Origin of the sequence: Niastella sp. OAS944, from assembly GCA_024809215.1 — a bacterium.
In the GTDB taxonomy this organism is placed as follows: Bacteria; Bacteroidota; Bacteroidia; order Chitinophagales; family Chitinophagaceae; genus Niastella.
In genome coordinates this window covers 201,622-227,097 of record JANUBW010000004.1, presented here as the reverse complement: position 1 = coordinate 227,097, position 25,476 = coordinate 201,622, and the positions used below count along the sequence as shown (strand labels likewise).

The window sequence follows — 25,476 nt, the reverse complement described above, 5'->3', positions numbered from 1 at the left end:
GGGCTCGCAAATTTCCTAGATTCACTTACGAATTTGCGCCGCCCCAAATTAATTGCTGATCACCAACAAAACGCGAGCCTCGAAATTGAGCGGCCGTTTGCCGTTTCACGTTTCACGTTTGCCGATTCCACCCAATAATAGAAACTAACTATAACAACAGAAATAATAATTAAAGAACATACATTATGAAGATCCTTGTGACGGCGCCGTATAATGATAACGGGTTAATAACATTGCAGGAACATTTTGGTGAGGTAATTTACAGGCCCTGGAAACCACATGGCCGTGCTTATTATGCCGATGAGTTAACGGCACTGTTACAGTCTACAGCAGCCGATGCATTGATCACCGAGCACGATCACGTAACTGCTGAAGTGATCAACGCCAATTCTCATTTACAGTTTATTGGCGTATGTCGGGGCACCCCTTCGAACGTTGCTATAGAAACAGCCACCAAACACGGTATTCCTGTTTTTTATACGCCGGCGCGTAATGCCCAGGCAGTGGCCGAAATGTTTGTTGCCAACGTGATCACTTTTATGCGTAATACACTGGCGGGTATTGAATGGTTAAGAGGGCGCAATTGGGCCGCGGGTGCACATACTTCGTACCTTCAGTTCAAAGGAACCGAACTGGCGGGTAAAACAGTGGGTATGGTTGGATTTGGCGCCATTGGCCAGCTTATTGCCGGTATGTTAAAAGATTATCCGTGCCCTATACAATTCTACGATCCGTATGTGACCACGCATGATGAAGCGTACAAGTCGGTTTCGTTGGAAGAACTGTTTGCTACCAGCGATATAGTATCAATACATTTGCCGGTAACGGAACAAACAAAAGGATTGATCGATTATTCGCTGCTATCGAAAATGAAACCCGAAGCCATATTTGTAAATACGGCCCGGGCGGTAGTGGTAAAACGCGAAGACCTGTTGCGCGTGTTGGAAGAAAATAAGATCCGCGGTGCTATATTAGATGTGTTCGACAATGAGCCGCCAGATGAAATTGATTATAAGATCATCGATCATCCCAATGTGCTGCCAACGCCGCATATTGCAGGTGCAACTTTTGAAGTGGAAGATCATCATGTGACCATTTTAAATAAAACGCTGGTTGACTGGTACGTGAATAATAAAAAGACCGGCGCCAGACTGGCCAATAAAGAATTACTTACTGTACAGATATAAAGCATACCATGACTGCAAAAGAAGCATATATAATAATAGATATCGGCACCGGCAATGTACGCGTGGCGGCAACAAGCGCCAATGGTACCGTGTTGGGTGTTGCCCGGGAAGATATTCAATACGTTCGTGATGAAAAGTATCCCGATGCCTTGTATTTTGATGCCAATGCCTTATGGAATCAGGTAACGGCCCTGGCAAATGAAGTAATAAGATCATTGCCCGGTGTTACGGTGCGTGCATTAACAGGCACCAGCCAGCGCGAAGGCATTGTGTTGTTGGGTAAGAATGGTGAATCGCTGGTGGGACTGCCCAATATCGATCACCGCGGCCGCGAGTGGGAAGATATTCTGCCCGATAAAACGATCGTATATAAACTCACCGGTAGGTATCCCACCTCGTTGTTCTCGGCCTTTAAATTACTCGGTATAAAAAAACGCTGGAAAGAAGTGTGGCAAAACTGTGTAAGTTTTGTAAGCATCAGCGATTGGGTTGAATACAAATTGAGCGGTGTAGTAAAGTATGAACATTCGCAGGCTTCAGAAACTTTATTATATGATGTGGAGAAGCGCGAGTGGAGCGACGATCTGTGCGACCTGTTCGGTCTTGACCCCTCCTTATTACCAGAGCTGAAAAACTCAGGAACAATATTGGGCTCCATATTGCCGGCTATTGCCGAATCGTTCCAGATCTCAAAAGAAGCTGTTGTGGTTACCGGCGGTGGCGATACGCAACTTGCCATTAAGAGCACGCAACCAGCAGTGGAAGATATTGTAATAGTATCGGGCACTACAACACCTATTGTAAAGCTGGTTGATACCTATATGCTGGATGCACATCAGCGTACCTGGACGAGCCGCGACATTGTGCAGGACCGATTGGTGTTTGAAGCCAATGCCGGTGTAACGGGTTTGAACTTTCAACGCCTGAAAGAGATCTTTTACCCTAATGAAAGTTATGCGGTGATAGAGCAGGAGCTGGCAGTTACCAAAGATGCATTTTGTATGGCGTCGTTGGGTTCGCTGGTAGCCGATGAAAAAACGCCGTTGATAAAAGGAGGTTTTATTTTCCCTACGCCGGTATCGCATCAATTAACACGCGGACATTTTGTGTGGGCTACCATACTTGATATTGCCTGTTCCATTGCAGAGAATTATAAAATATTATGTGAAGTGGCTGGTCATAATCCCGATTATGTGTGGGCCTGCGGCGGCGGGTTGCAAAGCGTGGCGCTTCGTACATTACTCGCCGGTTTGCTCAATAAGAAAGTGCAGGTACGTAAAGGTTTCGAACAATCATCAGTGATCGGCGGCGCCCTTATATGTAATGAAGCTTTAAAAGCGACCGTGGAATTTGACGATACCATTGAAGTCATTCATCCGCAGCAACAGCAGTATTATGCGGCGCTTTACAAGGAGTGGAAGAAGACGAGGAGTTTCTTTAGGAACAGTTGACAAGTTAACAAGTTGACAGGTTGACAAGGATGTTCTCTGTGCAGCACGCTGATTAATGGTTGAAAAGTTGATGGAGTTGATAGAGTTGATAGAGGAAAACAGCCGTCGGGAAGACCTGTAAGGTTCGCCATCGGGTCTTGAAAGAAAAGGTAGCTGACGCGATCCTGACAGGTTTTACGTAGTTGTGTCCCCGCAGAGACTCGAACTTTGCACCCATTGATTAAGAGTCAATTGCTCCAGCCTGTATTTTGTATTTCCTTGCAACCGGTAACCGGCACCTGGAACCTGAAACTTGTAACCTGAAACAGATTCTTAAAACTAACCAGCATCCAATTTAACGTAAACATTCATGAATAGTCCATATTTCATAGGCATAGACGTAGGTACCCAGGGCGCACGTGCAGTATTGATTGATGTAACCGGTGAGGTATTGGGTAGTGGTGAACAGGCATTTCCGTTAAGCAATCAATCGCGCGAAGAACAATCGCCCGGGCAATGGTGGCAGGATTGTTTGTTGTGCCTGCAACAGGTAATGGCGCAGGTAAAGTCGCAAATAAATGCCACCGATATAGTAGCCATTTCCGTTACTTCAACTTCAGGCACAATTATTCCCATCGATAAAAGCAACCAGCCGATGCATAATGCCATCATGTATAGTGATCCGCGGTCGGCAGAAGAAGCCAGCTATTGTAAAAAAGTGGCGCTGGCCGAACATAGCAATGGCTATACTGCATTTAACGCCAGCAGCGGTTTGCCTAAAATGTTATGGTTCATTAACCGGTATCCCGGTAAGGTTGAACAATTGGGAAAGTTTATTCATGCAGCCGATTATATTATTGGTAAATTAAGCGGCCGCTATGATGTTACCGATTTTACCAATGCTTTGAAATCGGGTTACGATGTTCGTAAAACAGAATGGCCATCATACATCTGGGAGAAGTTGCCCATTCAAAAAAGCTGGTTACAAACAGTACAGCCATCAGGTACAACCATTGCCACTATATTGCCCGAACTGGCTAACGAATTGGGATTGCCCCATACCATACAGGTAGTAGCAGGTATGACGGATGGTTGTGCGGCACAAATAGCATCGGGCGCTGTTCAAATAGGCGACTGGAACACCACTATTGGAACAACGCTGGTAGTAAAAGGCGTAACCACACAGGAGATCAATGACCCGCATGGGCGTTTGTATTGCCATCGTCATCCCGAAGGATATTGGATGCCCGGTGGGGCCAGCAATACCGGGGCCGATTGGGTAACGCGTGACTTTGGCACCGACCTAAAAGAGTTGACAGCGAAAGCCGCTACACTGGTGCCTACAAAACATTTGGCCTGGCCATTAAAACAACAGGGCGAACGGTTTCCGTTTATTGCACCACAGGCAACAGGTTTTCATCCCGAGGGTTTATCGCATGCTGAATTATTTGCAGCCAGCATGGAAGGCGTGGCGTATATAGAAAAATATGCGTTTGAGGTGATAGAGCAATTGTCGGGCGAAAAAGTGTCGGCTGTATTTACGGCTGGTGGCGGTAGTAACAGCGATGTATGGCTACAAATAAGAAGCAATGTGCTGCAACTGCCGGTTTATAAAATGAAACATGTTACCGGTGCTGTAGGGGCCGCTATCATTGCCGCGTCACAAACGCATTTTGCGACATTGACCGAAGCCGCCAAAGCTTTGACGCAAATTGAAAAAGAAGTGTATCCGCAGTCAGATGCGGCGGCTATTTATCAAAACAATTATCAGCAATTTTTAGAGCTGCTGGCCTCAAAAGGCTATATCAGCAAAACACAATATGCTTAATATTTATTTGATCAGGCATGGTGAAACTGCCTGGAATGCCGATAACAACCGGTATTGCGGAAGAACGGATATTCCATTAACCGAAAAAGGATTAAAGCAGGCTGAAACCCTGCGTCAGCAATTGGTTTCAATAAAATGGGATGCTGTTTTTTCTTCCCCATTACAACGTGCGCACACTACGGCACAAATTGCCAGTGGCGCCACTGTTATAAAAGATGATCGTCTTATAGAAGCCGATTTTGGAATGTGGGAAGGAAAAACAAAAGAAGAGTTTGTTGCAGAAAATGCGCAACTGTGGACCAGCTGGATGAACGACCCTGCCAATAACAGGGCAGGGGGCACCGGTGAAACCGGTGCGCAGATCGTACAACGGGTTGATGATTTCTTTCAATCATTACAAACACAATACAGCTCAGGTAATTTTCTGGTAGCGGCGCACAATGGTGTGAACCGTTTGTACCTGTCGCATAAACTGGGAATGCCATTAAGCAATTACCGCCGGTTCTTTATGGAGAATGCATTGCCAAGCATGTTTACGCTGGAGCCTGATGGTGAATTTGTATTACGCCACCTTAATTCAAAATTCTGATCGCTTAGCTAAAAAAATATTTACTATGGTGCTTTCTAAAAAAATGCGACAACTCATAGTTGCTGCCACGCTCGTTATTTCTACACAGGCATTTGGCCAGCAGGGTAAGTTAAATGTGTTAAAGATCAGCACGCCAAAGCAATTGCAGGGCTATTTTAAATATACCGGTAACGATATTCCATTGATCAGCGGTCACCGCGGCGGCCCCGATAAAAATGCCCCCGAGAACAGTATAGAGGCAATGGCGAATACATTGTCATTTACGCCCGCTACTTTTGAAATAGACCCCCGGTTAACAAAAGATAGTGTGGTGGTGCTGTTGCACGATGATACCCTCGACAGAACTACCACCGGGCATGGTAAGTTAAATAAATATACGTTTGAAGAAGTAAGAAAGCTGAAGTTGAAAGATGTGAATGGCAATGAAACGCCGTTTCATATTCCTACGCTGGAAGAAGCCATTATTTGGGCCAAGGGGAAAACGGTGCTTATTCTCGATAAAAAAGATGTGCCGTTCACCACAACGGCGGCGCTTATAAAAAAGCATCATGCCGAGGCATGGGTTATGATCACTGTGCACAATGCCAAAGAGGCTAAATTCTATTACGACGATAATAAAGAGGTGATGTTTGAAGCTTTTGTAAAAACAAAAAAGGCTATGGAAGAATATGAGAAGGCGGGTATTCCCTGGGCGCAGATCATGGCTTATGTGGGACCACAGGATAAACCCGAAAATAAAGAGATCTTCGATCTGTTGCACCAGCGCGGCGTTATGTGTATGATCTCTACTGCCCCTGTTTACGATAAACTGCCAACTGTTGAAGAGCGCGCCAGGGCCTATGCGCAGATCATCAAAAGCGGCGCCGATGTTATTGAAGCGGATCGCGCCATTGAAGCGGCGGCAGCTGTTAAATCTTTACAACCGGCTAAGACTGATAAGAAGAAGTTTTTTGGAAAGAAATAACTCACGAACAGTTTATGAATCTTAATAGGCGAAAGTTTATAACCCTCACCGGACTTACCGGTTTACAGTTAGCTGCCGTAAAAAGTGGTCTTACTCAATGGGTAAATGAAAGTGGATTTACAACGCCAACCTTCTCTACCCTAAGAGAAACATTCGGTAAACCCGGCCAGCCTTTTCAACCAGGTGGTTACTGGTGGTGGTTTAACGGGCTGATGGATAAAGAAGGCATTACCCGCGACCTTACTGAGTTTAAGGCTAAGGGAATGGGTGAGGTGTTGATGATAAACTCGGCAGATGGATTGGGGGGCGCTAAAGTACCACAAGGCGCTTTGTTTCTTTCGCCCCAATGGAAAGAGTTGTATCGCCATGCATTGAAGGAGTGTAACCGCCTTGGTTTAAAAATGGGGGTGAACATGAGCTCGGGCTGGTGTATGGGTGGCCCCTGGGTGCCGCCGCAACATGCCTGCCGCTGGTTTCTTCAATCAAAAATTACAGTAACCGGTCCGCAAAAGTTCTCCGGTAAACTACCGTTGCCGGGAAACCGCGATGGATACGATAACCTGGTGAATGCACCCGGCTGGAAAGAATATATCGACCTTCCGCTGGAGCAAATCGATTACCGCGATACGGCTATTGTAGCCATTCCTGCCGGCGCTAACAGCAATCCGCTAAAGACCGACAAACGCGCCGCACTGTTCCCGGCCAAAACCAACCGCAAAGATGCCAGCAATTTTATAAAAGCCAATGATGTAATGGGGCCTGTGTCAACACCCTGGGAAACCATGCCCGGCGACCAGCCCGTTGCACCCGATAAGGTCATCGATCTTACCGCTAAGGTAGGCGCAGATGGGCAGTTCGATTGGGATGTGCCTGCCGGTGAGTGGACCATCATTCGCACCGGTCATCGCATGACGGGGTCCAAAGTAATGATAGCGCAACCCGAAGCCAGTGGCTTATCGGTTGACTGGTTAAGCCATACCGGTGTTGATATACAGTTTGAGAATTTAGGAAAGATCTTATTACAGGAAGCCGGCGACCTGGCCGGTAAAACACTGGTGTATTTATGTGATGATAGTTTTGAGGATGGTTTCCCTAACTGGACCGAAAATATTATTGCCCAATTCAGGAAATACCGGGGTTATGATCCCACGCCTTACCTGCCCGTTTTGAATGGTTATATTATTGGCAGTGTAGAACAAAGCGACCGCTGGCTGAACGACTATCGCAAAACTGTAGCCGATTGTTTGGCCGATGAACATTATAAACATTTTGCCGACCTGTGTCATAAGAATGGTATAGAGGTGCAGAATGAAGCAGCCGGGCCAAGTCGCTCGGGCACCATGTGTATGGATGCATTAAAGAACCTGGGCCGTAGCGACAGACCGCAGGGCGAGTTTTGGCTGGGTGCCAAACACGATGAGGAAGGTGGTCTTGATGACAAGTTGGGCTATGGGGTTACGCGCCTCGAAAAAGGACAAAACAAAGTGACCAAAATGGCAGCTTCTGCTGCGCATATTTATGGTAAGAAAACGGTTTCGGCAGAAGCATTCACTTCATTCCGTCATTGGTACGATTATCCCGGTAATATGAAACAGGCGGCCGACCGTGCCTTCTGTGAGGGCGTGAATCGTTTTCTTTTTCATACAACAACGGCTACACGGCCGCAGGATGGAAAGCCGGGTTATGAATACGGTGCGGGCACACATTTCAATCCCAATGTAACCTGGTGGCCGCAGGCAGGCGCTTTTCTTGATTATATCAGCCGCTGCCAGTACATGTTACAGCAAGGGTTGTTTGTAGCTGATATTTTATATTATAACGGCGATGTTACGCCAAACATCGTTCTGCCCAAACATATTGACCCTTCTGTTGGTAAGGGATACGATTACGATGTATGCAATGAAGAAGTGCTGCTTACCAGGCTAAGCGTTAAAAACGGCAAACTTGTGCTGCCCGATGGTATGAGCTATCGTGTACTGGTGCTTCCTGAAAATACGAACATGCCCGTGCCTGTTATAAAGAAAATAAAGGAGTTGGTTGCTGCAGGCGCAACGGTAATTGGTCCCAAACCCGAAAAAGACAGCGGGTTGAAAAATTACCCGCAATGTGATGTTCAGGTAAAGGAGCTGGCAGCCGCCGTGTGGGGTAAGTGTGATGGCGTAACCGTAAAACAGCAGGTGTATGGCAAGGGGAAGATCTATTGGAATATGCCTGTAAAAGATATACTGAACGAAAAAGGGATAAGGCCTGATTTTATTTACGATAATGAAAATGCGTATATTGATTTTATTCACCGCAGCGTAGGCGATACCGACATCTATTTTATTACCAACAGGAACAACCGCGAAGAAAAAGCTGTTTGCAGTTTTAGGGTAACGGGCAAAACGCCTGAGTTATGGGATGCAACTATTGGTGAGGCGGGTAAAATAGCGGATTATAAGGTAGTAGGAGATCACACAAAGATCGAACTGTCATTCGCGCCGTTTCAATCGTGGTTTATAATATTTAGAAAACCCGATGTTAAAGATAAGTATACAACACCCGTAACCAATTTGCTGCGGCCTATGATGCCTGTACAGGAGTTAAGCGGTGCCTGGACGGTACACTTCGATACAGAATGGGGCGGTCCCGCCAGTATTCAGTTCAATAAATTAGAGGACTGGATCCAACGGCCCGAAGAGAACATTAAGTATTACTCGGGTAAAGCCCGGTATGTAAAACATTTCGATATACCGGATTTTCAAAAGGGAAAACTCTATCACCTCGATTTAGGTGTAGTAAAGAATATTGCAGAAATAACCTTGAATGGCAAAAAGCTGGGCATTTTATGGACGGCGCCCTGGCGCGTACCTGCCCATGACTTATTAAAGTCAACAGGTAATGTGCTGGAGATAGTGGTTGTTAACTGTTGGCCCAACCGCCTTATTGGCGATGCCGCATTGCCACCCGAAAAAAGGCTCACCCGTACGAATATAGTATTCAAAAAAGATGCGCCTCTTATGTCGTCGGGCTTACTTGGTCCGGTGGTGATTGTCGAAGCAAAGTAAAAAGAAGTAGGAGGTATGAAGTAGGATGTATGAAGAACCCGACATTTGAGCCTCGCGATTACTGACACTTTGCGAAATTCAAGCTCCTCTTATTTCTTATTTCGTACTTCTTACTTCCCCATTCAGCGGGCCTGGGGGTATTATATGACTAAATAACCTTTGGAGAGTAGTGCTGAAATCCGAAAAACTCATCGGCTTGGTAACACAGGCTGAGCCAAAACTTCGGCAAAACTCAATATCTTCTTTATTGGCAGAGGTGGTGAAAATGGCTACCGGAATATCGTGCCACTTCTTGTTATTGCGTATATGCTGCAGGGTTTCACGGCCATTCATCTTAGGCATATTCATGTCTATCATGATCAGCGATGGAAAAGGTTTACTTTCCATTTCCAGCTGATCTAATATCTGGATCCCCGCTTCGCTGCTTTGTGCCTTATACAACGTAACGTTGGGGTACAAAGAACTTACAGATTCTTCGAAGATCAGCAGATCATCCTGGTCGTCATCAATGTAAAGTATCGTCGTTGGTTCACGCTGCATATTGAATAATAAAAAGTTTGCAATTGGATGAAAGTAATGCATGCAGGTTTAATTGCATAATCACTTCCATTTACCGGTTTTTTTACCGGTATTGCATGCTGGTTGTAAAATGAATTTGTAGGGTAATAACGGAATACATCAGGGCATGCTGTCAACTATGTTGACAGTGCCTGTTGTTGCCTTTTGACTAATCAGAATTGGTTATAGCATGGCAGGACCGGAGATGTGGTGCATGAGATTGGCCCCTTTCCGCGGAACATATAGCAATCATTTTGCCAAACTTTGACCGGGCTATAATTTAGCAGCTTTAATTGGGTGATTTTTAGGCAGTTTTGTTTCCGGAAAACAATCTATCGTATTCGGTGTTATGCTTTGAAAATTGAATTTTTTTAAACGTGTAATAGTGAACGCAGGTTCGTTTTGTATAATATTAATGATGGCATCTGCCGGCGCATTTTTAAATACCTGGGTTGTTTTGTTGCCGGGCCATTGTATTTCTATTTCTTCTACATTGGCGGCCTGCCCAATACCAATATGCTGACGTAATGGGTTAGCACCAAAACTTCCTCCTGAATTTACATCGCGGAAAACTGCCCTTTTGACGCCATTGTCGGTAAATACCACTTTTATTCTGGCGCCAATGGCCGCGTTATTGCATTGTTTTCCTTCCAGCGAAATGGTCAATTGATGATTGTTGTTTTGCCCGGGATTAACGTACAATGCATTATCATACGCATCACCCACATAGGCGCCACCCATATCAATATAAATATCCTGGTCGCCATCATTATCGAGGTCGGCAAATGAAACTCCATGTCCTTTTTGCAGGTTGCCCATACGCGAAGGAATAGAAATGTCGGCAAAACGGTTGCCGCCGATATTTTTGAAGAGCTTGTTTGGCACCAGCGAGGTGTATTGCGGATTGCCGGTACCTAAATAGATGTCGGGCCAGCCATCGTTATCAATATCGCCAAAATTACCACCCATAGAAAAGGCGATGTTGTGTAAGCCGGTCTTTTCTGATGCGTCTTCAAATGTTCCATCGTGGTTATTGCGATAGAGAAAAATGTGACCGGAATTGCCAGTCGGGTTGCGCAGCGCTTCAGACGCCGCGTACCAGGAAAGTGATTTGGTAAATTCATAACTGCTTACCAGTATATCGAGCCAGCCATCGTTGTCATAATCCCAAAACCAGGTAGTGAAAGTGCCTGATAAGTTATTGGTTAACCCCGCATCAAATGATACATCTTTAAAATGAAGGGCGCCATTTGCCAGGCCCTCATTTTTCAGTAAGATCTTTTTGCCATTCAGTGTAGAAAGGAAAATATCCATGAAACCATCATTATTATAGTCACCGGAGGTTACGCCTTTTACAAATTCAATAATGGCGCAGCCGGCATTGGCTGATATTTCTGTAAAAGTGCCGTTCTTATTATTGATGTAAAACTCACAGGGGTTGATGTCGCTTTTTACGCTTTCATTGCCAATAAAGACATCGAGCCAGCCATCGTTGTTAAAATCGGCCCAGGTGGCGGTTTGTGTGGGATGGAAGGAGAGCAGTCCGGCTTCTTTGGTTACATCGGTAAATGTGCTATTACCATTATTCCGCAATAAAGAGTTGGGCTCTTTGCCGAACTTTCCGCGCCAGGCGCCGCGCAGCACAAAAATATCTTTCCAGCCATCATTATTGTAATCGGTTTGCTGCAGGTTTAGTCCACCGGTAAGCTCATTAATACCTGCGGCTGCAGCCATATCTTTAAAAGTGCCGTTGCCGTTATTAACAAAATAATGCATGCCTTCGTATAGCGACCAGCTGCTGGTAACAATATCAACATAACCATCGTTGTTAAAATCGTCAACAATACTGCCGCCGGCCTGGTTCTTTATATTGAGACCCAGTTTGCCGGCCAGGTCGGTAAAAGGCTTTACGGAGCAACTGGTATCGGGTGTTGTTAATTCAAGTAAATATTGCTGTGGTACATTGTATGGATACCCGCCTGTTGCCATATACGCTATATTCAGCAGCCAGCGCGATTCCAAATCATTGGCATCGTATTTCAGCAATGATTTATACAGCTCAATGGCTTTCTCTGCGCCTTCTTTGTGTTTGTGTATGCCTTTATTTGCAATGGGATAAATACACGATTCCCCGGTGTGATCGTAAATGCAATTCTTTCGTTCGCCCAGGCGCAGATAGGCTATGGCCAGGGCTTTCATTATTAATGGCCTGCTATTGTCTGCCATCCAGTAGGGCAGTCGCTTCAGCATGTCTTCAAAAATGGTAATGGCCTTTTCTTCCTGTCCCAGTTCCAGCAGGGTATTGGCCATACCAAACAGGGCAGTGGCCGAATCGGCATAAACAGCTGAAGCTTTCAGTAATGAGTCGCAAAATTTTATTTTTGCTTCCGGTGCAAATGTATTGTGGAAGTCATTTTCTGTGGCTGCAATGCCTGCCAGCAGGCTGATCATTTCTTTATTGGGCGTTGTTTGTGATGTGCAGCCTGAAATAAAACAAATGGCCGGCCATAAGAATATAGCCAGCCTTGTTTTGGAAAAGGCAATGGTCATGGAAGAATATATTATTACTCGTCATGAATAGATGGTTCATAACAAGCTATAAGTTAGTAATGGGGCTGGGGAATGTTTCTCCCCGCCGGGTTAGTGTAATTATATAAGCGAATGTTACGCTTATACCCGGGGAGGATGATAGGGGGCGGATATAAATGACTGTGATACCGAAATGGCCCGATGATGGAACGGCTGCCGGGAAGTGGTAGTGATCGTTCTTACAAAAAACTGCGCTACCGGTTGTTGGTACTCGAAGCCGGCCGGATTCTTTTTAAGGGTGCTTTTAGCATTAACGGGTACATCCTGTACCTTGTTCGCATACTCAATTCGTGCGGCGTTTAACTGGGTTTTATTTTTATTAGGTAAACACAACAGATACAGGGTATCGTTGTGGATCTTTCTTTTTACATAAGTGTAATAAATACCATTCACTTCCGCTTCGCCATCTACCCGTTCATAATCGCTCCAGCTGCTAAGATAGGGCGTGTGTAATGCTATTTTTACTTCAAGCAGCTCATGATCATCGTATTGGTGCGCATCTAATTGATGTATCAGTTGCTCATCTGACCGCTGAATGAAATAATCAAACAAAAGCGTATACCCCGTTAGGTTAAACAGGTGTATGGTAAGCAACATTATGGCGGCAAACTTCTTCAGGTGGAAATTTTACTGAATTTAAAAAAAATAGAGCAAACGGTAATGCATATTTTTAAATGTAATCTTTATACGAGCTTGTGTATGCGAGGCATAAGTGCATGGATGTGCGCAGAATGCGAGGGTTGTAATTAATAAAAATTTAGTATTTGATGGTAATATTTTTGTATTTGCGCACTATTTTTGCATATTCTTAAAAGATCCGCTCCTGTAATTATCGTACTATAATGCCAGATCAGGCGCACATTAAACAATTTATTAGATCATGAAAAGCATTTATCTGGCTCTCATGGGCCTTTGCCTTCTTGTTATTTCCTGCAACAAAAATGATGATGACAATAACGATAACCCGCCGGCGAATTCGAATACCCGCGACTGGTTTAAGTTAAAAACAGTAGTGTATTCTTCGATTGCCAATGGCAGTAGTTATAATAATTCAGACAGCACTGAAATAGTTATCGATTCTGTAAACAATAAAATTGTCTTCAGGTCATATGGTATTCAGGGTGTAAATAAGGATACTTCAGTTGAAACATATACGTACGATGGCCAAAACAAGCTGGTATTGTATGAAAAGATATCTAATTATAACCGGTTATACATTAGCCGTATGGAGTTTGTACGTGATGCCGGTGGCAAAGTGGTAAAAGTGCTGTCTGGGTATAAGAATGGCTTAATGCCCGCCAGTGAAGGTTCAGTAAAGTACGACAAACGGGGTGATACTACTTTCGTCACGTATCTTGATTCTACACTCAAACATCCTGAAAAATATACCGATGCCCAGGATTTTTACCAGGTGGGTTTGGTGAATGATAAGGTTGTTTATGAGAAAAGATATAGTAATTGGTCGGCTGCGGGCAGGCTCGATAGCAGCCAGAATAAATATGAATATGATGCTGCTGGTAATATAACTACTAATACTTATCAATGGAATACTAATACGCCTTATGTATATACGTATCAGCGGGCGTCAGAAACGCCAAAAGAGCTTCATAAATTCCTTGAACAATGGGCTACCGACCTGTTATGGTTTTCCCGATCAAAATTATTTGCCTTTCGTTCAACCCTGGCTACCATAAATACTGTTACGGGTAATGTGTTGCTGTCTGAAAAATATGGCAATTCAACCACATATTCTTATACCAATACTTTTGATGCCAATGGTAATTTGAGTTCAGTAGCCTGGAAGCAAACTATTGGTATGGTGTCGCCCACTACATATAATTATACCGAAAAATATTACTACCGCCCATAGCCACAATCGATTTGCTAAACGAACCGGGGTATTATAACTCATAATATACCTATCGGTATTTTTAATTCCGTCGTTGCTTCGCAACAACGGACCATTGCTACGTTACAACGGAGTATTGCTACGCAACTTCGGAGCGTTGCTCTGTGTAATTTCGCAATTGCAAGCTTACAATGACATTGAAGTCGCTTACAATTGATAATTGCAATGAGATAATGGTCATTGTAAGTGATTTGCAAACCAATTGCAAGCTGCAATGGTCCATTGTTGCGTTGCAACGGACCATTGTTGGCTTACAATGGACCGTTGTTGCTTTGCAATGGTCGTTGCAGTGACTGCAAAGGTTATTGCAGGGCTGCAAAGGACCGTTGTTGGCTAACATTACTTCATTGTAGCTTACCAACGGTCCATTGCAAGCTTGCAACTGATCAAAGTAAGCTACTTACGCTCCATTGTAACGAAACAACGATTCGGAGTCGGATTACAATAGGTTGTGCGGGAAAAACAAAGGCACCTTTGCCGAAACTTATACCGCCCGGCAGGCTTGCAATGGATCATTTCCACCCTTAAACCTCGCGAAAACAGCAATTAGTAACAACTGAATAACTGACCAACTGAACAACTTACAAAGCAAAGCATGCAAGTTGTCGCGAGTCCCGAAATTAAGGAAACAGGAAACCGGGAACCGGGAACTATTAGTAGCGAGCACCGGATTTGGGGTTCTATTGCCGATTATCGATTGCCGGTTGCCGATTCTTGCAACCATCCATTAGTTTTAATCTATATCACTGAAACCCTGATTATTACATTGTTCTGTGTTTCAAATTCGGCGTTCCGTAGCTATGGCGTAACTTGCGGGGGAAGCAATTACCCCTATGACAAAGGAAACGCAATTACAACAGGCTTTGGCAGCAAAATTCCCGGCAGACAGGTTAAAAACACGTCTGATTGACCTGCATGCATATTCATCAGACGCCAGTTTTTATACGCTGGTGCCCAAGGCTGTAGTATTCCCTATAAACATTGAAGAAGTACAGTTTTTGTTCCGGTTCGCCAAACAACACAATACCTCGCTTACGTTTCGCACCGGTGGCACCAGTTTATCGGGCCAGTCGGTAACTGAAGGTATCCTTGTAGATCTGTCGCGCAACTGGCCATTGATAAAGGCAGAACTGGAAGGCGGCGCTGTGCGGGTGCAGCCCGGTATTACGGGCAGCCGCGTGAATCATTTTCTGAAAAAGTATAAAAAGAAGATCGGTCCCGACCCGGCTTCCATCAATGCCGCCATGATGGGTGGCATTTTATCAAACAACTCAAGCGGTATGTGCTGCGGAGTGGTCAACAACTCGTACCATACGGTGAAACACATTAAGTTTGTTTTGCCCAATGGCGAAGTGTTCGATACGGAAAATGCCGGCGACTACCAACGTTTTGAAACGTCTCAGCCACAATTATTTGCGGGTATTCAACAATTAAAGCAACGTATTCAGGAGAACCCGGCGCTTACTACCAAAATAAGGGACAAGTATAAAATAAAGAACACCGTTGGTTACAGCATCAATGCCTTTCTCGATTACGAGCATCCGCTCGATGTGCTGGCGCATTTGCTCATTGGGGCAGAAGGTACGCTGGCATTTATCGCCGAGGCGGTGTTGAACACCATTCCCGACAAACCCTATAAAAGTACCGGCTTATTGTTTTTTGCCACGCCGGCCGCAGCCTGTAATGCCATTCCGGCCTTACGCGAAAGCGATGCCGAGGCGCTTGAATTTATGGACCGCGCCGCTATTCATTCCATTGAAGACCTGTACGGTGCGCCGGCCTTTTTAAAAACATTACCCGAAAACAGCGCAGGTATTTTGTGCGAATATCAAAGCGATACAGAAGCCGGTTTGCAGCAAAAGCTTGCCGGCGCCTGGAAGTTCATCGATGCATTACCTATTACATATAAAACTGAGTTCAGTACCGATGAGGCGGTGCAGGCCAATTACTGGAAGCTGCGCAAAGGAATGTATCCTTCGGTGGCGGCGGTGAGGCAAAAGGGCACTTCTGTAATGTTGGAAGATATTGCCGTGCCGGTACACCGGTTGGGCGATTGCATTGAGGACCTGCAAAAGCTATTTATCAAATACAAATATTTCGATGCTATAGTATTTGGTCATGCCAAGGAAGGAAACCTGCACTTTTTGTTGTCGCAGTCTATTGACACGCCGGCGGAAATAGCCGTTTTTGGCGCTTTTAACGATGAGTTGGCCAACCTGGTGATCAACAAATACGATGGCGCGCTGAAAGCCGAACATGGCACGGGCCGCCAAATTGCACCATATGTTGAGCAGGAGTGGGGTAAGGAAGGGTATGCCATTATGAAGGAATTGAAAGCACTGGTTGACCCCGATAATATTTTGAACCCCGGTGTCATCATCAATCCCGATCATGAGTGTCATTTAAAGAACCTGAAGTCCATGCCGGTGGTAGAAGAGGAGGTTGACAAATGCGTTGAATGCGGTTATTGCGAGAACCGTTGTCCCAGCCGGCATTTCACGCTTACGCCCCGCCAGCGTATTGTATTGCGTCGCTCATTATCGCGATTGCAAAAGGCCGGTGATGCCGCAACTTATAAAAGCATTTTAAAAGATTATCAATACGACGGGCTCGATACCTGTGCAGTAGATGGCATGTGCGCCACCGATTGCCCCGTTGCCATCAATACGGGCGAACTGGTAAAGCGGTTAAGAAAAGAAAACCATTCAAAAACCGGTAACGCCATTGCCATGCAGGTGGCTAAGAACTTTGGTTTGGTTGAGCGGCTTATAAAAACCGGTTTGCGCAGCGGGAAGCTGGTGAACAGTGTGTTTGGGAAGAAAGCGATGTTCAACATTACCAGCGGTATGCGCAAGATAGCGCCCGCATTTCCTTTATGGCCCGAGCAATTGACGGCGCCTGTGATGGTAAAGGCGCAATTGCCGCAAAAGGCCGATGTGGTGTATTTTGTTTCCTGCATCAGCAGAACCATGGGTAAAGATGTAGAAAAGCAGGAGTCCATTGTAGATGTATGTAAACGGCTGGCGCAGAAGGCCAAAGTCAATTTGCTAATACCTGCTAATTTAACCGGCACCTGTTGCGCCCAGCCTTTTTCATCAAAAGGTTTTACCCCCGCGTACAGCTTCTTTGTAAATAAGACCATCGATACCCTGTGGGAATGGAGCAAACAGGGCGCCCTGCCTGTTGTGCTCGACATTACTTCGTGTACACATTCGCTGCAAACATGCCGGCCGCATTTGAGCCCCGAAAATCAGCAGCGTTTTGATAAGCTACAGATCATTGACAGCCTTCAATTTGCAACCGATATATTATTACCAAGGCTTACCATTACCAAAAAGAAAGACAAAGCAGTATTTCATCCGGTATGTTCGTTGTATAAAATGAACCTGAATAAGAACCTGGCGCAATTGGCTGCCTACACCGTTGAAAATCCTGTTATTCCAAGTACGGCAGGTTGTTGTGGTATGGCCGGTGACCGTGGTTTTTATTATCCGGGCCTTACGGCTTCAGCCACTCGTGCCGAAGCCGGAGAAGTAAATGGCACAAACATCACTGATTGTTATTCCACTGCTAAAACCTGTGAAATGGCAATGGCCGATGCTACTGGAAAGAATTACCGGTCAATATTGTATTTATTAGATGAGGTAACACAATAAAACATGCTGGAGTCGACCTGTAAGGTTCGCTATTTGAGCTTGCTAAATTATTAGGCAAAAGCGATCCTGACAGGTCGACCTTAAGAGCAGACCTGTCAGGTCCAAATGAACTGCTGTTAGTTTGAGTTTATATGATGGACCTTACAGGTCTTACTCATTTCTTCATAATTGCTTAATAGTAATTTCTTGTTAGTGTAATCATTTATACTCTTTGCTACATGAATAATGTAGAAACATTGTGGTGCAAAACTTATAGATAGAAAAATACTTTTTATAGCTGTTCAAACCTTATAGAACAGGATGATAAAAAAAATGAATTGATGCAACTTTGCATTTCCCTTCCGTGTCTTACCTGAAAATTGATCCAGATTTATTTGTAAAATGTTTAATCAATACCTGAAGAATTAATAAAAAAAATATGAATGGGATGGGATTAATGTATGAAATACGTTATCTTTAAAAGAGAAGTCCATCTGATTCATTTGCTCTAATGTTAACCAAATCCTTGGCAGGTTTAATTGTAGTATCACTGTTTTGATTTTCATTTCAGTGAACAGTTGAGATTATTTTCTCCCCGCTATTGAACAACTCTCCAAAAGCAGCTCTTACCAGCACCTTATCCATCCGGATCCATATACATATTTGTTCCAACGAAGACTATGTCTTTTCAAACTGTGCTCGCCATAGCATGGTACCAGCTTTATTTACTTTAAAACTCAACCAAACATGAAAAAGATTCTTGTTATTGAAGACAATGCCGGAATCAGGGAGACAATTGCGGATATCTTGGAGTTGGCTAATTACAAGGTTTTTACTGCCGAAGATGGGAAAATTGGAATTGAGATCGCTTTGCAAGAGAAACCAGACCTCATTTTATGCGATGTTATGATGCCGCAATTAGACGGTTTTGGCGTTCTGCACCTGATACATAAGAATCCCTCCATTCGCAACACACCATTTATTTTCATGTCGGCTTGCGCAGAGCGCGAAGAAATGCGAAAGGGCATGGCCTTGGGCGCCGATGATTATATTACCAAACCATTTGAGAAAACGGAATTATTACAAGCCATTGAATGCCGCCTCAAAAGGGCTGAATGGTTTAAGCAGGATTATGTACAACATGATACAGCTTTAAACGGTAACGATCATTTTATGAATGAAGTGTCGAAGAGCTGTAATGAAAGAGATATACTCAGTCTTTTATCAGACAATCGTGATGTTTGCAAATACAAAAGAAAACAGATCATTTATGTTGAAGGCAACCGCCCCGCACGATTGTATTATATAAAGAAAGGAAAAGTAAAAACGTATAAAACAAATGAAGAAGGCAAAGAACTGATTGTTGGTATTTATGGCGAAGGCGATTTTTTGGGTTATGTTGCCTTACTCGAAGGCACTGTTTATAAAGAACGGGCCGAAACCATGGAGAATACCGAACTGGCTATTATTCCCAAAGATGAGTTTGATGCATTGATGAGCACCCGCCGCGAAATGGTGACCCGCTTTATGACCATGCTGGCGAAGAACATTACCGAAAAAGAACAACTGCTATTGGGGCTTGCTTATAATTCGCTCCGTAAAAAAGTAGCCGACGCACTCATTACGGTGAACAGAAAATACAAATGCTCTATTAATTTAAGTCGCGAGAACCTGGCCGCCATTGCAGGTACAGCCACCGCTTCTATGATCAGAACGCTTAGTGAATTTAAAAGTGAAAAACTCATCGATATACATGACGGTTATATTACCATTCTAAATGAAAAAGAACTCGAGAATTTATTGAACTAGCTGTTGCTTTCAGTATTTACCTGTAGATTAATAAAATTATTAAAAAGTAGGAAGCCCTTTTACAAAAGGGCTTTTGCTTTTTGTGGTATACACAAAAAAAGGAGGCTCCGGAAAACCGGAGCCTCGATCTGATTTTTTAAATATCCTATGAAAAACCCGTAATGCGAATGTATAACAGGTATGGATAGTTTTTTATGATGACCATCACTTCAATTTATGATTGTTATTAAGGAAATGAGTTTTTGTAGCGCAAACGATTGCAATATGCATTTTGTGCTGAGTACGCGAATGCAATATTTTATGTTTATCTTAGTCAGGCACAAACCAAACTAAACAAATAACTACGCACTGATTGCTATTGGAGAACAGATATACCGACAGGGAATTATTACAACTGGTGGCCAATGGCGACAAGCCTGCTTTCAGGCAGCTATTCGATCAATACAAATTAAAGCTGTACTCTTTTGTACTTCAAATGACCCATTCGCGGGTTGATGCCGAAGAAATTGTACAGGATGTATTTGCCAAATTATGGGAAAGCCGCGTCGGCCTTGCCTCGGTTGATTACCCGGCAAAATATATTTACACCATTGCCCGTAATAAAACGTTGAATCATTTAACCCGGCTGGCCCGCGATCGCCGCCTGCTGCACCAGCTATGGGTAAATGTATCGCAGCATGATAATGCTACGGAAGAATTGTTGCAGGCGCAGGAATGCCGCCAACTGATCGATAAAGCAATAAGCCAGCTATCGCCACAACGGCAAACCATCTTTGCATTAAGCCGCGAACAGGGGCTTTCGCACGAAGAAATTGCCAACCGGCTTGGATTATCGAAAAGCCGGGTAAAGAATATCATCGTTGAAATATTAAAACACCTCAGGGATTACCTCGCACATTATTCTCCCATTATTTCAGCTCTCATCTTTACCAGCTATAGTGTGCAATTAGTATAGCAAAAAAATATTTTCATTTTTGCCGGTCCTACGGCTTTTCCCAATTGTCTGTACTACCTGTACAAGCCATTACCTTATAATCATCAATACTTTATTAAATGTCTGTCAATACCGATAGAATACGATATCTCTTCAGGCAATATTTGCAAAAGACCTGCAGCGAGCAGGAAATGCAGGAATTATTTGCCTGTATTGCCCAGCCCGGGAACCGGGCGTTGGTTGAAGAATTAATGGATGCCGAATACGAAGTGCTGCAACCTGTGGCCGGCGCACCGGAAACCGACTGGGAGCATATGTTTGAACAGGCGGTACTGCCAAAGAGAGAAAAACAGGTTAATATAAGCCAGGTTAAAAGATTGCTATGGATGCGGGCGGCAGCTGCCGCAATTGTCGTAATTGCCGTTGGTGTAGTGGGGTACTGGCTCATTAACCGGAGCACCAAAAACGGGGTAGCTAAAAATGATCAGCCGGTACAACGTTCAGCGGCCGATATATTGCCCGGTAGCAATAAAGCGGCACTCACCCTGGCCGATGGTTCTGTAATTACCCTCGACAGCGCCGCTAATGGTCAACTTGCGCAACAGGGCGGTTCGCAAATAATAAAAACGAAAAACGGTGAGCTTGTGTATGATAAAACTGCAAAAAATGCTGCGGGCCCACACACCACCGACCACTCACCACTTGCTTATAACACCCTGGTGATTCCCCGAGGTGGTCAATACCAATTAACGCTGCCCGATGGCAGCAGGGTATGGTTGAATGCCGCTTCTTCTCTCCGTTACCCCGTAGCTTTTATTGGGAACGATCGCCGGGTAGAACTTACCGGTGAGGCCTATTTTGAAGTGGCCAAAGATGCCCATAAACCATTTCATGTAATAACACCCACGCAGGATGTAGAAGTGTTGGGAACGCATTTTAATGTGAATGCCTATTCAAATGAACCATCTACCAGGACAACATTGTTGGAAGGCGCTGTTAAAGTGACGCCGGTAATCGGCAATCAGAAGTCGGCAATCGGCAATCGGCAATCGGCAATTTTAAAACCTGGTGAGCAAGCTGTATTTATTGCCGATTCACGATTCACGATTCACGACGCCGATTTGGAGGACGTAATGGCCTGGAAGAATGGATTTACTCTTTTCAACAAAGCTGACCTAAAAAGCATCATGCGGCAGGTAGAAAGGTGGTATAATGTAGATGTAGTGTACGAAGGCGATCTTCCACAACGCACATTCACCGGCGGTATTGAAAGAAGCGCCCGGCTTTCAGAATTGCTGCGATTGCTGGAAGTTAGCAAAGTTAAGTTTCGCGTAGAAGGAAATAGATTAATTGTACATAACTAAGAACTAAAAACTATGAACTAGGAACTGGTTCAAACAAAAACCGTCCCGGGTGGAGCCGGAACGGTAAAGCGTTTGGATCAAGCCAATAATTCCGGCAAAGCCGGAAAGTAAACGTTTGACTGTTTTATTGCTTAACCAAAACAAAACAAAGGTATGGATTTCAAAATTCATTCGCTTTTGTTCAGGGGCACCCCCATGGGTTATCCTGAGCGGAGTCGAAAGACCAAAACACTGCTGATCATGAAGCTAACTGCCATTCTGCTATTGGCAACCTGTTTACAGGTAAGTGCAATCGGGCATGCGCAAAAAATCTCCCTGTCAGAGAAGAATGCGCCGCTCGAAAAAGTATTGCTGCAGATCAAAAAGCAAAGCGGGTACCAGTTCTGGTACGAAGACAAACTGTTGCAAAATGCACGCCCTGTAAACATCTCTGTTAAAAACGAAATGCTTGAAGACGTATTGAAACTTATTTTTGCCAACCAGCCGCTAACCTACGAGGTTGTTGGTAAAACCATTGCGGTTAAAGAAAAAGAACATCCTTCACTTACAACCGCGGCAAACGAAAACATGCCACCGCCGGTTGATGTAAGCGGCCGGGTGTTGAACGAACAGGGCGAACCACTTGCAGGCGCCACCATAAGTTTACCACGAGGCGGCAATACCCAAACCGATGCAAGCGGAGTATTTCAGCTAAGGGGCACTCAACCCGATGATATAATAAAGATCTCCTACACTGGTTATGAAACGGTTTCCCTTAAAATTGGCAACAAAACCTATTTGTCTGTTGTAATGAAGATCGTTGAAAAAGGGCTCGATGAAACTGTGGTAATTGCCTATGGAAAACAAAAAAAGGTAAGTGTTACCGGTTCCATTGCATCGGTAAATATGCAGGATATGCGCACGCCGGTGCGTTCCCTTACCAATGCCCTGGCGGGTAAAGTAGCGGGCATTATTTCTATGCAAACCGGCGGCGAGCCGGGTTACGATAACCCGACATTCACCATCAGGGGTATTGGCACTTTTACCGGTGGTACATCACCACTGATCATTATCGATGGCGTACAGCGGGATGATGTGAACAGCACCTTTGGCGGCGCTTATAATAATATTGATCCCGAAGATATTTCCTCTATTTCTTTGTTGAAAGATGCGTCTGCCACGGCCGTATATGGCGCTCGCGGCGCAAATGGCGTATTGATCATTACCACACGTAAAGGTGTTGCCGGTAAACCCCGTATTTCGATGAAGGCCGAGTCGGGTTTAAGCGGGTTAACCAAAACACCCGAAATGCTCGATGGGGTTAGCTATATGAAATTAATGAATGAGGCTAAAACCAATATGGGCGAAACGCCGGTGTACAGTGATGAAGTGATAAAGAAAACCGCCAGCGGCCTCGATCCCTATTTATACCCCAATGTAAACTGGATAAATACCATTTATAAAGACTGGGCAACCATGTACAATGCCAATGTAAATGTAAGTGGTGGAGGTGAGGCTATGCGTTATTATATCTCCGGTTCTTTTTACAACCAGGATGGAAGTTATAATGTATCAAAAATAAATGGGTACAATCCCAACCTCAATTTCAAACGGTACGATTTCCGTAGCAATATAGATGTGAATATAAGCAAAACAACTTTGCTTTCGCTGAACCTCGATGCCATGTTGGTGAACAGCCGCTATCCTGGTACTTCGGCCGGTGGTATCTGGTATGCTGCCTACGCCACCAATCCGGTGGCTTTCCCGGTTTCTTATCCCGGTGGCAAATGGGCGGGGCCGCGTAACAACGGTGGTTCCAATCCTTTTAACCTGGTGCAAAATGCCGGGTACAGTACCGAGTTCAGACCCACTATTCAATCAATTGTAAGTGTGAATCAAAAACTCGACGCTGTAACAAAAGGGCTGAGCGCTATGATGCGGTTCTCATTCGATTCTTATAGCGAATTCGATAATAGTCGTAAAGGCGTTAACGATCTTTGGTATGCAGGTTCAAGAAATACCAATGGGGAACTCGTATATGAACATGTGCGTACGGGTAACCAGTTCCTGGGCTACTCTTCCAGCTCTGCTGGTCAGCGCGTAATGTACCTCGAAGGTAATATCAATTACGACCGCACTTTTAACGGGCATCGCCTGGGCGGATTGTTACTATACAATATGCGTAACCGCGTGGTGGGCACCGCCAGCGACGTAAAGTATGCTATCCCATATCGTAATCAAAGTATTGCCGGCCGCATCACCTATGCTTATGATGAAAAATACCTGGCCGAAGTAAATGCTGGTTACACAGGGTCAGAGAACTTTAAAAAAGGCGAGCGCTTTGGTTTCTTCCCGGCTGTATCGGTAGGTTGGGTCATTTCGCGCGAGGCATTTTTTGAACCACTCACCAATACCGTAAGCCTGTTTAAAGTAAGGGCATCGCATGGTGTTACCGGTAACGATCAAATTGGTGTCGGTGATCGCTTTGGCTACCTTACCTATATCTCAAATGGTTATTCTGCCGCATTTGGTATGGGCCCTTCTTATTATCAGGGTATAACAGAACAGGTGTTTGGGGTGGAGAACCTCCGCTGGGAAAAATCGGCCAAAGATAATTTGGGTGTTGAACTGGGGCTGTTTAATAAAATAAACATAGTAGCAGATGTGTTCCGTGATCGCCGGAAAGATATATTGATACAACGCCAATCTATTTCCTCCATAGGTGGGTATTCATTGAGCAACATTTACGCCAATATGGGTGAAATGACCAATAAAGGGGTTGACGGTAGTATTGAATACAACGATAAGTTTGGACGGAATATGAGGTTGCGGTTGTTTGGCAATTTTACCTATGCAAAAAATAAGGTCATTTATGCCGATGAGCCCAAACGCATCAATGCCTATCAGCAAAGAGAAGGGCATCGCTATCCTGAATTTACCGGTTATACATCACTTGGTTTGTTTGTTGATGAGAGCGACATAAATAAAAGCCCTGAACAAAAACTGGGCAGCGTGCTTTTGCAACCCGGTGATATTAAATACAACGATCGCAATGGCGATGGTGTGGTTGATGCAAATGACTGGGGGTACCTGGGCAAATCTTCATTCCCCACTTTATTGTATGGACTTGGTTTTACCATTGGGGTGAAAAAGTTAGATCTCTCTGTATTCTTACAGGGTACTTCCGATGTAGGCATTATGGCCAATGGTTCGGGTATAAGTGGTGTAGGTGGCGCAGCCGGTGGTGTGGGCGTTGTTCCATTCGCCGGTATAGGACAATACCCCGGCAATGTGCTTGCGAATGTAAACAACCGGTGGACAAAAGAAAATCCTTCGCAGAGCGTAGATTATCCACGACTCAGTGTTGCGAACCAAAGCAGCAATAATTATCAAAACAGTACCTGGTGGTTAAAAGACGGAAGCTTTTTACGAATAAAACAGGCTTCTGTTGGTTACGACCTGGGTTCCGCTGCGCTTAAACGTGCCGGTTGCGAATCTCTGTACCTGTATGCGGCTGCACAAAACCTGTTCACTTTTTCAAAATTCAAATTGTGGGATCCAGAACTGGGTTCTGCGGGTGCAAGCTATCCGCCTGCCCGCACTATAACATTAGGTATAAGAGCACAATTTTAAAGCGATTAAATGGAATGTATT

At 44.6% G+C, this 25,476-nt stretch carries 16 protein-coding genes; 13 read left to right on the top strand and 3 right to left on the bottom strand.

Features of this window, described 5'->3' with window-relative positions; genetic code table 11:
* Positions 1-185: 185 nt before the first annotated feature.
* The 6 genes from GGD38_RS19340 (at position 186) to GGD38_RS19315 (ending at position 9,045) form a co-directional block, all read left to right on the top strand.
* Positions 186-1,187 carry a 2-hydroxyacid dehydrogenase gene (locus GGD38_RS19340; protein ID WP_375302033.1) on the top strand — a complete coding sequence of 334 codons (1,002 nt, stop codon included), beginning with the start codon at positions 186-188 and terminating at the stop codon, positions 1,185-1,187.
* Positions 1,188-1,195: 8 nt separating this feature from the next.
* The gene (locus GGD38_RS19335; RefSeq protein WP_375302032.1) at positions 1,196-2,638 is read left to right on the top strand and encodes an FGGY-family carbohydrate kinase; all 1,443 of its coding nucleotides are present in this window, start codon (positions 1,196-1,198) and stop codon (positions 2,636-2,638) included.
* 349 nt (positions 2,639-2,987) lie between these two features.
* Positions 2,988-4,445, top strand: coding sequence for an FGGY-family carbohydrate kinase (locus GGD38_RS19330; RefSeq protein WP_375302031.1), 1,458 nt, complete (start codon positions 2,988-2,990; stop codon positions 4,443-4,445).
* Positions 4,438-5,034, top strand: a complete 597-nt coding sequence (locus GGD38_RS19325) for a histidine phosphatase family protein (protein ID WP_375302030.1) — start codon at positions 4,438-4,440, stop codon at positions 5,032-5,034. The genes GGD38_RS19330 and GGD38_RS19325 overlap by 8 nt, the downstream gene beginning before the upstream one ends.
* A 43-nt stretch (positions 5,035-5,077) precedes the next feature.
* Positions 5,078-5,998: a glycerophosphodiester phosphodiesterase family protein gene (locus GGD38_RS19320; protein WP_375302029.1), complete on the top strand. Its 921-nt coding sequence runs from the start codon at positions 5,078-5,080 to the stop codon at positions 5,996-5,998.
* A 14-nt stretch (positions 5,999-6,012) separates the two neighbouring features.
* Positions 6,013-9,045, top strand: a complete 3,033-nt coding sequence (locus GGD38_RS19315; protein WP_375302028.1) for a glycosyl hydrolase — start codon at positions 6,013-6,015, stop codon at positions 9,043-9,045.
* Positions 9,046-9,141: 96 nt separating this feature from the next.
* On the opposite strand, the gene GGD38_RS19310 is transcribed toward GGD38_RS19315, so the two are convergent.
* From GGD38_RS19310 to GGD38_RS19300, 3 genes are all read right to left on the bottom strand, one after another.
* Complete coding sequence (locus GGD38_RS19310; RefSeq protein WP_375302027.1) at positions 9,142-9,585, bottom strand: response regulator; 444 nt, start codon at positions 9,583-9,585, stop codon at positions 9,142-9,144.
* 291 nt (positions 9,586-9,876) lie between these two features.
* A complete protein-coding gene (locus GGD38_RS19305; protein ID WP_375302026.1) occupies positions 9,877-12,153 on the bottom strand; it encodes an FG-GAP-like repeat-containing protein in 2,277 nt (758 codons plus the stop codon).
* A 120-nt stretch (positions 12,154-12,273) separates the two neighbouring features.
* Positions 12,274-12,789, bottom strand: a complete 516-nt coding sequence (locus tag GGD38_RS19300; protein ID WP_375302025.1) for a hypothetical protein — start codon at positions 12,787-12,789, stop codon at positions 12,274-12,276.
* Positions 12,790-13,072: 283 nt separating this feature from the next.
* Between GGD38_RS19300 and GGD38_RS19295 the strand changes: the two genes are divergently transcribed.
* The 7 genes from GGD38_RS19295 (at position 13,073) to GGD38_RS19265 (ending at position 25,455) form a co-directional block, all read left to right on the top strand.
* Positions 13,073-14,062, top strand: coding sequence for a hypothetical protein (locus GGD38_RS19295; RefSeq protein ID WP_375302024.1), 990 nt, complete (start codon positions 13,073-13,075; stop codon positions 14,060-14,062).
* 170 nt (positions 14,063-14,232) lie between these two features.
* A complete protein-coding gene (locus GGD38_RS19290) occupies positions 14,233-14,394 on the top strand; it encodes a hypothetical protein (protein WP_375302023.1) in 162 nt (53 codons plus the stop codon).
* Positions 14,395-14,934: 540 nt separating this feature from the next.
* On the top strand, positions 14,935-17,757 hold the full coding sequence (locus GGD38_RS19285) for an FAD-binding and (Fe-S)-binding domain-containing protein (RefSeq protein WP_375302022.1): 2,823 nt from the start codon (positions 14,935-14,937) through the stop codon (positions 17,755-17,757).
* A 726-nt stretch (positions 17,758-18,483) separates the two neighbouring features.
* Positions 18,484-19,545, top strand: coding sequence for a response regulator (locus tag GGD38_RS19280; RefSeq protein ID WP_375302021.1), 1,062 nt, complete (start codon positions 18,484-18,486; stop codon positions 19,543-19,545).
* A 358-nt stretch (positions 19,546-19,903) separates the two neighbouring features.
* The gene (locus GGD38_RS19275) at positions 19,904-20,500 is read left to right on the top strand and encodes an RNA polymerase sigma factor (RefSeq protein ID WP_375302020.1); all 597 of its coding nucleotides are present in this window, start codon (positions 19,904-19,906) and stop codon (positions 20,498-20,500) included.
* A 98-nt stretch (positions 20,501-20,598) separates the two neighbouring features.
* Positions 20,599-21,843 carry a FecR family protein gene (locus tag GGD38_RS19270; protein ID WP_375302019.1) on the top strand — a complete coding sequence of 415 codons (1,245 nt, stop codon included), beginning with the start codon at positions 20,599-20,601 and terminating at the stop codon, positions 21,841-21,843.
* Positions 21,844-21,996: 153 nt separating this feature from the next.
* Positions 21,997-25,455: a TonB-dependent receptor gene (locus GGD38_RS19265; protein ID WP_375302018.1), complete on the top strand. Its 3,459-nt coding sequence runs from the start codon at positions 21,997-21,999 to the stop codon at positions 25,453-25,455.
* Positions 25,456-25,476 lie beyond the last annotated feature (21 nt).